The sequence below is a fragment of the Desulforamulus putei DSM 12395 genome, assembly GCF_900129195.1.
GTDB classification, from domain to species: Bacteria; Bacillota; Desulfotomaculia; order Desulfotomaculales; family Desulfotomaculaceae; genus Desulfotomaculum; species Desulfotomaculum putei.
Map to the genome: position 1 here is coordinate 1 of NZ_FQUY01000041.1, position 11,502 is coordinate 11,502.

Annotated in this window: 15 protein-coding genes and 1 other RNA gene; 13 read left to right on the plus strand and 3 right to left on the minus strand. The window is 45.2% G+C overall.

The features are described from left to right. From BUB67_RS15190 to ssrA, 7 genes are all read left to right on the plus strand, one after another. A partial coding sequence (locus BUB67_RS15190; RefSeq protein WP_143157113.1) for a hypothetical protein occupies positions 1 to 107 on the plus strand: 107 nt, incomplete at its 5' end. A 174-nt stretch (positions 108 to 281) separates the two neighbouring features. Beyond that, the gene (gene secG / locus BUB67_RS15195) at positions 282 to 512 is read left to right on the plus strand and encodes a preprotein translocase subunit SecG (protein ID WP_073240231.1); all 231 of its coding nucleotides are present in this window, start codon (positions 282 to 284) and stop codon (positions 510 to 512) included. A 54-nt stretch (positions 513 to 566) separates the two neighbouring features. Beyond that, the gene (locus tag BUB67_RS15200) at positions 567 to 2,648 is read left to right on the plus strand and encodes a sodium-translocating pyrophosphatase (RefSeq protein WP_073240242.1); all 2,082 of its coding nucleotides are present in this window, start codon (positions 567 to 569) and stop codon (positions 2,646 to 2,648) included. 174 nt (positions 2,649 to 2,822) lie between these two features. After that, a complete protein-coding gene (locus BUB67_RS15205) occupies positions 2,823 to 3,314 on the plus strand; it encodes a PaaI family thioesterase (RefSeq protein ID WP_238457084.1) in 492 nt (163 codons plus the stop codon). Further along, positions 3,265 to 3,816 (plus strand): HD domain-containing protein, encoded by a 552-nt coding sequence (locus tag BUB67_RS15210; protein ID WP_073240233.1) that lies wholly within the window; start codon positions 3,265 to 3,267, stop codon positions 3,814 to 3,816. Before BUB67_RS15205 ends, BUB67_RS15210 begins: the two co-directional genes overlap by 50 nt. A 125-nt stretch (positions 3,817 to 3,941) precedes the next feature. Next, the gene (gene smpB, locus BUB67_RS15215) at positions 3,942 to 4,433 is read left to right on the plus strand and encodes an SsrA-binding protein SmpB (protein WP_073240234.1); all 492 of its coding nucleotides are present in this window, start codon (positions 3,942 to 3,944) and stop codon (positions 4,431 to 4,433) included. A gap of 32 nt (positions 4,434 to 4,465) precedes the next feature. Next, positions 4,466 to 4,815: a transfer-messenger RNA gene (ssrA, locus tag BUB67_RS15220) on the plus strand. Here the strand turns inward: ssrA and BUB67_RS16495 are convergent. The 3 genes from BUB67_RS16495 to BUB67_RS15245 all read right to left on the minus strand — a co-directional run bounded on the left by BUB67_RS16495 (position 4,794) and on the right by BUB67_RS15245 (position 7,896). Beyond that, complete coding sequence (locus BUB67_RS16495; protein WP_159431856.1) at positions 4,794 to 6,329, minus strand: recombinase family protein; 1,536 nt, start codon at positions 6,327 to 6,329, stop codon at positions 4,794 to 4,796. The two genes, ssrA and BUB67_RS16495, sit on opposite strands and share 22 nt — an antisense overlap. Positions 6,330 to 6,433: 104 nt before the next feature. Continuing rightward, positions 6,434 to 7,441 carry an ImmA/IrrE family metallo-endopeptidase gene (locus BUB67_RS15240; RefSeq protein ID WP_073240235.1) on the minus strand — a complete coding sequence of 336 codons (1,008 nt, stop codon included), beginning with the start codon at positions 7,439 to 7,441 and terminating at the stop codon, positions 6,434 to 6,436. A 68-nt stretch (positions 7,442 to 7,509) separates the two neighbouring features. Then, on the minus strand, positions 7,510 to 7,896 hold the full coding sequence (locus tag BUB67_RS15245) for a helix-turn-helix domain-containing protein (protein WP_073240236.1): 387 nt from the start codon (positions 7,894 to 7,896) through the stop codon (positions 7,510 to 7,512). 154 nt (positions 7,897 to 8,050) lie between these two features. Here BUB67_RS15245 and BUB67_RS15250 point away from each other — a divergent pair, with 154 nt between their 5' ends. The 6 genes from BUB67_RS15250 to BUB67_RS15275 form a co-directional block, all read left to right on the plus strand. Further along, a complete protein-coding gene (locus tag BUB67_RS15250; protein WP_073240237.1) occupies positions 8,051 to 8,314 on the plus strand; it encodes a helix-turn-helix transcriptional regulator in 264 nt (87 codons plus the stop codon). Positions 8,315 to 8,497: 183 nt separating this feature from the next. Further along, complete coding sequence (locus tag BUB67_RS15255) at positions 8,498 to 8,704, plus strand: hypothetical protein (protein ID WP_073240238.1); 207 nt, start codon at positions 8,498 to 8,500, stop codon at positions 8,702 to 8,704. 5 nt (positions 8,705 to 8,709) lie between these two features. Next, entirely contained in the window at positions 8,710 to 9,054 is a 345-nt protein-coding gene (locus BUB67_RS15260) for a hypothetical protein (RefSeq protein ID WP_073240239.1), read from the plus strand. A gap of 27 nt (positions 9,055 to 9,081) precedes the next feature. After that, complete coding sequence (locus BUB67_RS15265; RefSeq protein WP_073240240.1) at positions 9,082 to 10,266, plus strand: helix-turn-helix domain-containing protein; 1,185 nt, start codon at positions 9,082 to 9,084, stop codon at positions 10,264 to 10,266. Further along, entirely contained in the window at positions 10,256 to 10,678 is a 423-nt protein-coding gene (locus BUB67_RS15270; RefSeq protein ID WP_073240241.1) for a hypothetical protein, read from the plus strand. Before BUB67_RS15265 ends, BUB67_RS15270 begins: the two co-directional genes overlap by 11 nt. Before the next feature lie 138 nt (positions 10,679 to 10,816). After that, on the plus strand, positions 10,817 to 11,502 hold a 686-nt coding region (locus BUB67_RS15275; protein ID WP_143157114.1), incomplete at its 3' end, for a hypothetical protein.

The following is an 11,502-nucleotide window of genomic DNA, read 5'->3' on the forward strand; positions in this document are numbered from 1 at the left end:
GGACCGACCGGGTGGCCAAGTACAACCAGCTGCTGCGCATTGAAGAGGAACTGGGCCAACTGGCCAGGTATCGCGGCAGGGACGTTTTTTATAACCTGCGGGGCTAGACATTGTTAACATAATCACAAAATGGCCGATTATAAGAGCCGGGGCTTGCCGGAGCAAGCCTTGGCTGCCTATTTTTACATGAATACAGATTGTCACATATTTCACGTTGTGCTATAATTACTAAGTATACAAGTCCTCATTACTTACATAAATTTTCAAAAGGAGGTGGGGTTTTGTTAAAAGGTTTGGTGACTGCCATTCATGTATTGATCGCACTATCATTAATAGCAACGATCTTGCTGCAGTCTGGTAAAAGCGCCGGGTTATCCGGTTCGATTGCCGGTGGAGCCGAGACATTATTCGGAGGAAAGAAGAAAGGTTTGGATGAAAAACTCGGCAGGCTCACGGCCTTCATCGCTGTTGCCTTTGGGTTGACTTCCATGGTTCTAGTGGTAATGAAGTAGGTCTGATTTAATTTTATTCGGGACAAGGAGGGTAACTTTCAAGTGGAACAAAACATGATGCTCGCTTATTACGCTGCGGGTGCCGGTGCTTTGGCCCTTTTGTTTGCTCTGTTTACGCTGGCCAGCATCCTAAAAGAAGATATGGGTACACCCAAAATGCGTGAGATCTCCGAAGCTGTGCACGAAGGTGCCATGGCTTACTTAAACCGTCAGTACAAAACTCTCATTCCTTTTGCTCTTATCATTTTCGTTCTTCTCTGGGCTGCTCAGTATTTTGTAGAACAACAACCCGGCAGCCACCTGCCTGTAGGTCCGGCTTCCGCTATTTCCTTCCTGGTGGGTGCTTGCCTGTCTGCCGTAGCCGGTTACCTCGGTATGACCTCCACCACCAAGTCTAACGCCCGTACCGCTGAGGCTGCTCGCAGCCATGGTTTGGCCAAGGCCCTGAACGTATCCTTCCGCGCCGGCGCCGTTATGGGTCTGTCCGTTGCCGGTCTGGGTCTACTGGGCGTTTCCGTACTGTACATCATTTTCGGTAATCCTCTGATCATCAACTCCTTTGCTTTCGGCGCTTCCGCCATCGCTTTCTTCGCCCGTGTCGGCGGCGGTATCTACACCAAGGCTGCTGACGTAGGCGCTGACTTGGTAGGTAAAGTAGAAGCAGGTATTCCCGAAGACGACCCGCGTAACCCCGCCGTTATCGCTGACAACGTAGGTGATAACGTAGGTGACACCGCCGGTATGGGTGCCGACCTGTTCGAATCCTATGCTGCTACCACCATCGCTGCTATGCTGATCGGTAACACCCTGTTCGGCTTCCCCGGTATTATCTTCCCGCTGTTAGTAGGCGCCATCGGTATCGTTGCCGCTATTATCGGTACCTTCTTTGTACGTACTTCCGAAGATGGCAACCCCCAGGCTGCTCTGAACGTAGGTCTCTGGGTAACCAACATTTTAACCGCTGCCGGTACCTTCTTCCTGGCCAAGGCCATCTTTGTCGGTGAAACCGCCGCCATCGCCACCGGCGTATTCATGGCTGTATTGGCCGGTCTGATCGTTAACGTAGCAGTAGGTTACTTAACTGAACTGTACACCGGTACCGGTAAGCCTTCCGTAACCCGTATCGCTGAGGCTTCCAAGTCCGGTCCTGCTACCAACGTTATCCACGGTCTGGCCGTAGGTATGGAGTCCACCTTCATTCCCATGCTGGTCTTTGCCGGTGCTATCTACTTCGCCTTCTGGTCCGTAGGTTCCGCTGCTCCCGCTGACAAAGCCGGCCTTTGGGCGATCTATGGTATCGCTATGGCTGCTATGGGTATGCTGTCCTCCGCCGGTATGGTTGTTGCTATGGACTCCTTTGGTCCTGTGGCTGACAACGCCGGTGGTATCGCTGAAATGGCTGAGCTTCCTCCGGAAGTTCGTGTTAAGACTGACAAACTGGACGCTGTTGGTAACACCACCGCTGCCATTGCCAAGGGCTTTGCCATCGGTTCCGCTGCCCTGACCGCCCTGGCCCTGTTCAGCGCTTACGTTGACGGCGTTAAGCACAAGTTTGGCTTAGAAGAATTCGTCGTAAATATGACCGAACCTATGGTTCTGGTTGGTATTTTCATCGGCGGCGCTGTACCCTTCCTGGTAGGCTCCCAGACCATGCGTGCCGTTGGTGAGGCTGCCTATGGAATGGTTGAAGAAGTTCGCCGCCAGTTCCGTGAAATCCCCGGCCTGCTGGAAGGCAAGCCCGGTGCAAAAGCTGATTACGCCCGTTGCGTAGACATTGCTACCCGTTCTGCTATCTCCAAGATGATCGCTCCCGGTATCGTAGCCGTTACCGCTCCCGTACTGGTAGGCTTCCTGCTTGGCGCCAAAGCTCTGGCCGGTTTCCTGGGCGGCTTAACCACCGTAGGTGTTCTGCTGGCCCTGTTCCTGGCTAACGCCGGCGGCGCTTGGGACAACGCCAAGAAATGGATCGAGCAAGGCAACCTGGGCGGCAAGAAGTCCGAACCTCACAAAGCAGCCGTTGTTGGTGACACTGTAGGCGACCCCTGCAAAGATACCTCCGGTCCTGCTATGAACCCGCTGATCAAGGTTGCTGGTACCATCTCCCTCATCCTTGGTCCCCTGCTCACCAGACTGTAAGAACAAAAAAATATGCCGGCCTCTGGCCGGCATATTTTTTTAATTCAAGTTGGGGACGGTTCTTGACTTGAATTGCACAGTCAGTAAATGGCAATAACTAAAGTAATGGGATTCCTTTCCTTGCCAGCAGCCTGTTGCTTTAGTAAAATACTACCGTAAGAATTCTTTATGGGGGTGGCGGGATTGCAAAACTATAAAGACCTGTATGGAAGTCAACAATGGCAGGAGATTAATAAATGTTTTGCTTGCGGTCAGAACAACCCCATCGGACTCAGGCTTTCCATCAAACATAAAGACGACATTTGTTACACCACCTTTACGCCTAAGCCGGAACATTCCGGCTGGCTGAATGTAATGCACGGCGGCCTCTTATCTACCATCATGGACGAAGTGATGGCCCACTGGCTCTGGAGCAGGGGCACTCCCGCCATGACGGTGGAAATGACCGTCCGCTATTTAAAGCCGGTTCCCATCGGCGAACCCATCGTGGTAACCGCCAGGCAGCAAGTGGACAGGGGGCGCATCGCCAACATGGAGGCGGAAGTGACCCTAGCCGACGGTACCCAGGTGGCCCGGGCTACGGCTAAATTTATCAAGACAGAGAGGGGATTGCAGATTGCATCGGGAAGAAGCGCTACAGATACTCAAGAAGAAGCTCAAGAATAAAAACCTGATCAACCATTGCATTGCCGTGGAAGTGGTCATGCGGCGTCTGGCGCAACGCTTTGGAGAAGAGGAGGAGAAATGGGCCTTGGCGGGGTTGCTGCACGATATAGATTATGATGACACAAAGGATCATCCTGAACTCCACAGCCTGGAAGGCGCCAGGATGCTGGCCGAAATGGGCCTGCCGGAAGACGTGGTGTATGCCGTCAAGGTGCACAATGACAGACACGGTCTGCCCCGTACCGGCTTAATGGATAAAGCCCTCTACGCAACCGATCCAACCACCGGCCTAATCGTAGCGGGCGCCCTGATTAAGCCGGAAAAGAAGCTTTCTGCCATTGATGTCCCGTTTTTACTAAACAGAATGAACGAAAAATCCTTTGCCCGGGGAGCCAATCGCGAGCAAATTCGCTCTTGCGCCGAACTGGGACTGACCCTGGAAGAATTTTTGGGTTTAAGCCTGGAAGCCATGCAGGGCGCCGCTGATCAGCTGGGTCTTTAAAGTAAAATGAGGCTTGACAGAAATGGCAGGTTTGTTATAATATAAATACTTGCTAAAAAGATTAACTTTGCCCAAAGCCCGAGTCTCAAGCGAGAACTGGGCTTTATCTGTCAGGGGTGTTTTCCATGGCTGCCAAACCCGTACCTTCCGCCAAGGTATTTAAGACAATTACTGAAAACCGCCGTGCCCGGCACGAGTATCATATCCTGGAAACCTATGAAGCCGGCATTGCCCTGACAGGCACCGAAGTGAAATCCCTGCGGGCAGGAAAAGCCAACCTTCAGGACAGTTTTGCCCGTGTTGAAAACGGCGAAATGATGTTGTACAATATGCATATAAGCCCTTATGAACAGGGCAACAGGTTTAATCACGAACCCAAGAGAACCCGCAGACTGCTGATGCACAAACAAGAAATCTTGCGTCTCTACGGCAAGGTTCGTGAAAAAGGACTTGCGCTGATTCCGTTAAAAGTTTACTTTAATCCTAGAGGCCGCGTTAAAGTGGAACTGGCGTTGGCACAGGGTAAAAAATCCTTTGATAAACGACAAGATATTGCCGCCCGGGATGCCAAACGGGAAATGGACCGTGCCATTCGGGAGCGGCAAAAAATACAATAAATCCTGTTGGCAAGCAATCTTTCTTTAAACATGGGGGCGAAATGGCTTCGACGGGGGATGCAATGGCAAGAGGAGCGAGCCGGGATCTCACCAGCCCGTAAAACGGTGAACGAACAATAATTGCCAACGAAGAATACGCTTTAGCTGCTTAATTCAGCTAACCTCCTACCCGCTGCGCCCGCGGTGCGGGATTAGGGGGTCACACCAGCGGGACGCTCTATAGCCTGCCTCCCGGAGGGCTATAGCTAAGATTGCCGGGATAGCGACAGCGGAGGCTGACTATGGCCGCCAATGGAGCGAAACCTAAAGCATAGTCTACGCTCGTAGAGCCTGTTGTGGTTGCTCTTTCGGACGGTGGGTTCAACTCCCCCCGCCTCCACCAGTCGTATGCACAGACACCATGAGATTTACTTCGATGGTGTCTGTTTTTATTATGACTTTTTTAACAAATCGTTCGATTACTTGTTTGACCACAAGCGGATCATCACTGTGGAGTGCTTGTTTGTAGTTATTTAAAATTTCCAGTATCTTTTCAAATGAAATAATTTGTTCTTGCTGCTTAATATACCATTCCTGGTAGCGACTCTCCAGGGTGGCTTTTTTGTTTTCCAAAGATTTTAGTTTTTTAGTGAAGGCCCGAACGACTGCAGTTCCATCTGCAATGGCATCAACAATATTTTCAATTTGACGGTCAACCTTGGCTAATTCCTTTTTTAAATAATCCCCTTCACCAGCTGCTTCTTTCTTACTATTTGAGTAAAAGTCATAAAGCTTTTTTGCCAACTTTGGCATAGCTTCATCACTGAAAATGTCTTGCTTGAGTTTATTTAAAACATATTCTTCGATGGTGTGTTTGTTAATTTTCTTATTATTACAAGTTTTAGTGCGATCGGCATTATTGCACAGGTAGTAATGACGCTGCCGTATTTCTCTTGTTACCCTGGTCTTATAGGTACTGGATGAGCCTACCATTCTTTTACCACATTCACCGCACCAGATTAGGCCAGAGAGCAGATAAACAACCTTTGCTTTTTGACCACCGGTAGCGTTTTGTTTTTTATTTTGATTCATCTTTTCTTGAACCCTCCAAAAAAGACTTTCAGGGATAATGGCCGGAATAGCGTTGGGTATTTCAATCACGTCTTCCGGGTTTTTTGACAAATGGTTATTTCTTTTACCATCAGGGTTTTTACTGGCCGACCGGTTAAAGACATAGGTACCAATATATTTTTTATTACGAAGTATTTCATGAAGACTGTTTTTACCAAAGGGTTTTCCAAGTTTTGTTTTATAGCCGTTCTTATGTAATGCATCCAGAATTGCGTTATATCCGTAACCTGCATCACGCATTTCAAAAATCATACGTACAGCCGGCGCTTCAGACTCGTTGATAACATAAGTTTTATTTTTGTCCACGTCAAACCCCAGTGGTGGAAGGCCACCGGTGTGTTTCGCCTGCAAGGCTGTTTCTCTCATGCCCTTCATAACCTCACGGGCCAGGTTCTTGCTGTAGTATTCGGCCATACCCTCCAGTACAGACTCTAGGATAATGCTTTCCGGGCTGTCATCCAGATGTTCCAGAACGGACTGTACTACTACCCCTGCTTTTCGGAGTTCACGTTTATAAAAAGCAGAATCATAACGGTTCCTAGCAAAACGGTCAATCTTGTGAACAATTAAAAAATCTGGTTTAACCAGGTTTCCTTTAATTTCGCTCATCATTTTAAGAAAACCAGGCCGATCGTCAGTCTGCGCCGACTTGGCTTCATCGGTGTATATCTTAATAATAGAATATCCGTTTCTTTCGGCATATTCCGTGCACGCCCGGATCTGGGCTGTGATGGATTCTTCGCGCTGGTTGTCACTGCTGTAGCGAGCGTAGATGATGGCCTTCAAAGCAATACCTCCGATTTAGTATATTACAAAACGGCCACGTACTTGTGGCTATTTTACGAGTAAAATTATCGAAAAATGTCGAAATCCCTATAAAACACAAAAAACTACTTGCCAGTAGTTCCTTTAACGAGATGAAAAATGTTTTCGGCTTTTTTATTAAGATCTTCATTTCTAGAGGAGCTTTTTCTTATTTCTTCCCAACTTTGTAAAATCCCTAATGTGAAAAGAACAGTTGGGGCGCCACATATTTCGCAATAACGGGCATTTCCATCATTAACATGGTTGCAGTAACCATCTTCTACGGCATATGTATTGGAGCATGAGTTAAAAAGAAAGAGCCCGCATAGTGTGCAATACCTGGCTACTTTTGAGAAGTCACTTTTATTACATCTGGGGCATGTTAAAAATCTATTATTTTCATCAGTAGGGACACCCATAGCAATAATCCCATCCTTATCATAATTGCTATTAAAAGAGATGACCTTATTTATATCATTTAAAAAGTTCCTAAATTGTTCTTTATAAAAGGTAGTTGATTGTGAATATACCTTTAGTCCCCAGTATGACCGGATTTCTCTCTCCCTATGATCCGCCGCCTCTTTCGAAATTTGGCAATAACTAATTATTTGGTCACTTTGAGTAGCCTCAAGTAAAACTAACAGGGCCATGGGGGAAAGAAACTCGGCAGCAAAGATGTTTGCTTCTCTCTCTAATACTTTATACTGTTGAGCACTTATACCGCCCCGGCTCATGCAGGTTTCATTAAAATCAGTTAAATGATCAAGTTTTATATGAGCAATTTCATGGGCTAAGGTCCACCGGATTCTTTCCGGTAAATTGTTCTCCTCATAAACGGTTATGTATGTACCGGTCTGCCGATCTCTAAATGTTATAGCATCAGCTTTTTCTTTACGAATTTTTAAAAGTAAGAGATCATCTTTCCCTTTGAGTTCTTCAATCTCTTTACAAGAAAAAAGTGCCCAGTCAAATTCCTTATAAATCTTAAACGGGTCAATGGGTAGCATACATATGCCGGTATCTTTAATAAACTGCCGGACAATTCGTAAAGTACGCTCTAACCTGGCTTTAGGTGGTATTAAATTGGTGCGCATTCGGTATCTCTCCTGGGTTTAAATTAAGATATAAAAAAGTGAAAGCACCCAGAAAATCACATCTGCTCTCACTTGTTGTCTCCGTTACTTTTTTTATTTTTGAGTCTTTTTAAATGTAACTCTATCAATGTATCTAATGTGTCCGTTATTTCTTCGAGATTTTGATCAGGAAGGTCTTTGGCCCGAGCAATTACATCGTAAAGCTTTTTGTTTTTAGCAATAACAGATTCTACAGTGGAACTACCATTAAGATAACCAGCAGCGGTCATTAGTTCCTCATAAGATACACCTAATGGTCCTGCTAATTTACTAAGAATCTCTGGAGATGGTGTACCTCTTTCACCGCGTTCTACCTGGGATAAATATCCATGAGATACATTAGCATACATGGCCAATTGCCTAATTGTCATTTCCTTTTTTTCACGTAGCTGTTTTAAAAATAAGCCAAAATTCATACTACTACCCCATTTGTGTAAGCATTTGTTAACACATATTATAAGTCTAAAATTATAAAATTAAAAATAAAAAGTTATTCTTTTACAAAAATATGGTTGCAATAGCTAACATAAATTGATAAAATGTAAGCAGTAGCAAACGGAGGCGTTGTTAATGAAAATTTATATCAAACGAGATGCTTTTATAAAGGCTAGAATCGAGGCTGGCTATTCACAGAGAAGTCTTTCTAGGAAAATTGGTGCTAGCAATGCTTACATATCACAAATTGAAAGTGGAGACAGAAATCCAAGTCCTAATATTGCCCAAAAATTATGTCATGAATTAAAAAAAGGCTTTGATGAAATTTTTTTTATAAATAACGGTTGCAGTAGCGAACAAACTAACAGACCATCATATAAATATGGCTGTAGCAGATAACTGTAGAAAACTCCGGAGATCACTGGAAAACTGGAGGTGTGTTCGAAACTAGGGTCAAGAAGTAAGTATGATTATATATTACCACGATTATTAATAAATACTCTGTAAATATCTGTCGGAGTGGTATTGCGTTTTTTAGAAAAGATAATAGCTAGTTAGTGATGTGAAAAAGAGGTGAACATTGTGATAGCCTTGGTTAAATATACTGCCAGGCGAGATAAAGACCTATTAGAGACTATAAGTAGGGAAGTTGTTGAAGTTATACCTGGGGACTTAGAAGAAGAATACAGTGATCTGGTCAAAATCATACTCCCATCAATTAAGAAAATGTTAGGTGATCAAGAAGCTGAGGTTATCGCAGATGAAAAATTAAAATATCTGGGGGTGTAATTAGATTGAGAAAAACAACCCCTATCCCCGATACCCTGGGAATCTGCCACCTTTGCTTTGAACCGGTATGGGCAGACCAATCATATATTTTCATTGAAGGTGGTCGTCCGGTTCATAAAATCTGCCACCTGCGGCAGCCGGAAAGCTACCGACAGAATAATCTACCGGAAGGAAGCCCTTTTGTGAACGAGTGGAAGAAGGGACGTACAGCCTGGCGGTGTTCCAAATGCGGCAAGGGGCTGTGGCTGGACCCTGGCGTTTATGAAAAGGCGTATAGAGATTCTGAAGTATGTCTCGACTGCCGGGCTTTAATGAAGCGGATGGATGAGCAGAGGGTATGTACAGGGTGAGGAAGGTGAGAGGCCGGAGGTGAGAGCGTGGAAAAACGCCTAATAAAGATTAGTAAGATCATTATAGATGAGAGTATTTACCCTCGCACAAGCCTGTGCATGGAAACTGTAGAACGCTACCGAGAAGCAATCGAATCAGGGGTAAAATTGCCGGAGATTATCATAACTTCAGACAACCGCCTACTGGATGGCCGGCATCGGTTAGAGGCACACAAGCTGGCCGGGATAGAAGAAGTGGAAGTTTTTGTGACAGAATCGGCAGATCCGGACGTAGATTCAGTTATATGTAACCTTAAGCATGGTAGACCATTAGCTAAGGAAGAAATAAAAGCAGCTGCCCGCCGGTGGTATGGCAAGATGCCGGTACAACAAATAGCTGAAACACTTAAAGTAACCCGCCAGACGGTGCAGAACTGGGTGGCAGACCTAGTAAAAGAAAAGGAGGAAACTAGGGAAAAGATCAGGGAAAAAGCATTGGAAATGAGGGCGGAGGGATTAACTCAGGAGGAAGTGGCAGAAAAACTGGGTGTACCTCGACAAACCATATCAAGATGGGAAAATAAGGAATACCCAAGTGTAAAAATTTTGACACATGAGTTAAAGGGGTATCATGATCACCAGGTGTGCTCAAGTGTAAAAAATTTGACACATGAGCAAAAAAAACATCAGGATGACCAGGAATGTGACCATGAAAAATATTTGACACCGTCACGTCAACAATCATCAGCAGCAGATGTAAACAACCAAGAAGCAACACTGGAACAAGTTAGCAGTTTTGATCAGGAAGAAGAGAGCAGAGAAGATAAAACTCCTGGCGATGAAGTTACTGCCAATATTTACTCACATAACGGCCATAATACCACTCTGAATGACTACGGCGGCCGGGAAGCAGCAGAAAACTACCGTAAAAAGCACCTGGAATACTCAGATCAGGTAAAAGAATTTTTCAACCAACTAAAAAAGACAAGCGAAACAGCAGAACATCTGGTTAACAACCGTGAGGAACTGTATAAAACTATAGCAGAAATGAAGAGTGATGGAATGAGTATCACGGTACTGGCCAGTGCAGTAGTACAAGCCTGTGATATATACGTACCAAGAATAACCCAAGCCAGAGATATTCTTTCCGATCTGCTTAAACCGGGTATCAAAGGTGTTGCGGTCAGAGATAAATTTGTCGTAGTGAATGGAGGAAAAGGAAATGACGGGTAAACCTGGCGGCAAGAAAGGCAAGCCCAGGCGAGGTGTTCTGGCGGACACACTGCACAAACTGATTGAGGAACGGCATCCAGGCGGACTGGACATCAGTTTGGCAGCAATATCAATCTACGGCTCTGACACCAAAAACCACCGGGAACGCATATACCGCCTGGCCGGGGCCTTGAGGAAAAACAACATTATGGTTTACTCCTTTGGCGGACGGTACTACCTTTGCAATCAAGATGCCATTAGGCTTTGCGAAGTAGCAGTACAGAAACAGGTTTTAGCTGCTTCGATACTGCAGAATGCTTTTCTGTTAAAGAACAAGGCACTGGAAGTTGGTTTACCTGCTGCGCAGCAGGACAGATTAGAGAAATCGTTTGACGAGCTTGGTAAACTGGTAAGCAAATTATTTGTTGGTTAGCGGCTATGACGGTAGGCTTCGGGGCAGGACAAGCTGCCCGGAGGCGTGCTGTTAAGCACCTATGTAACGAAATACTTTCCGGAAAAATCCGGTAAATGGTTCGGCTAAAATCTGCGGAACGGAAGGGTGTGGGGAAAAGTGCGCAAAGAGGCTTGTCCACAAAAAACCGACATTTTGGATAAGTATATAAATGCATATTTTTATTGTCGAATGAAGTTAGTAGACATTGCTTGCGTTCTTAATGTTTCCCCTGATGCGGTAGAAAAGGGCCTTAAAAGATTTGATATGGAGGCATATAGGAAAGAACGTGAATTACGTAAGGATCAAAACAAAATCAAAAGAAAAGAAAACGATAGAGTAAGAAAACAAAAGGAAAGAGAAAAAGAACCATCCTACCATCTTATTGCCAAGCGAATACTTAATGACCAAGAGGTCTTACATATTTTAAGACTTGCTATCAAAAAATTAATCTTAAAAGAAAAGTTAAAATCAGACAAAACTTTCAATGAGCAGATAATGTGCCTCCGTTATATTCCTTGCTTTAAAAACATCTTCCATCCCATTCCACAAGTTACTTCCCCTGACGTAGAATTGATTACTCAAAGAAATATTGAAAAGATTGTTAATTATGAGATTCGTGCTATGCGATCTGACCTAGTAGGAGTTCCAGGGCCGGCCATACTAGAAATACCAGGGTATCTAAGCAGTCATGATGTTCAATCTGCTTTAATATACGCCGAATTAGCTATTAAAACAGCAGGTTATGTGCCGACCGATGCTAGCGTAACAGATGTGCAAGACGGCATTATTAAAATTATTAGCCC

Bases quoted from the DNA above. Each gene is read 5' to 3' on its own strand.
- BUB67_RS15200 (WP_073240242.1), top strand. From the start codon at position 567: ATGATGCTCGCTTATTACGCTGCGGGTGCCGGTGCTTTGGCCCTTTTG.
- smpB (WP_073240234.1), top strand. From the start codon at position 3,942: ATGGCTGCCAAACCCGTACCTTCCGCCAAGGTATTTAAGACAATTACT.
- BUB67_RS15240 (WP_073240235.1), bottom strand. From the start codon at position 7,441: ATGCGCACCAATTTAATACCACCTAAAGCCAGGTTAGAGCGTACTTTA.
- BUB67_RS15245 (WP_073240236.1), bottom strand. From the start codon at position 7,896: ATGAATTTTGGCTTATTTTTAAAACAGCTACGTGAAAAAAAGGAAATG.
- BUB67_RS15250 (WP_073240237.1), top strand. From the start codon at position 8,051: ATGAAAATTTATATCAAACGAGATGCTTTTATAAAGGCTAGAATCGAG.
- BUB67_RS15270 (WP_073240241.1), top strand. From the start codon at position 10,256: ATGACGGGTAAACCTGGCGGCAAGAAAGGCAAGCCCAGGCGAGGTGTT.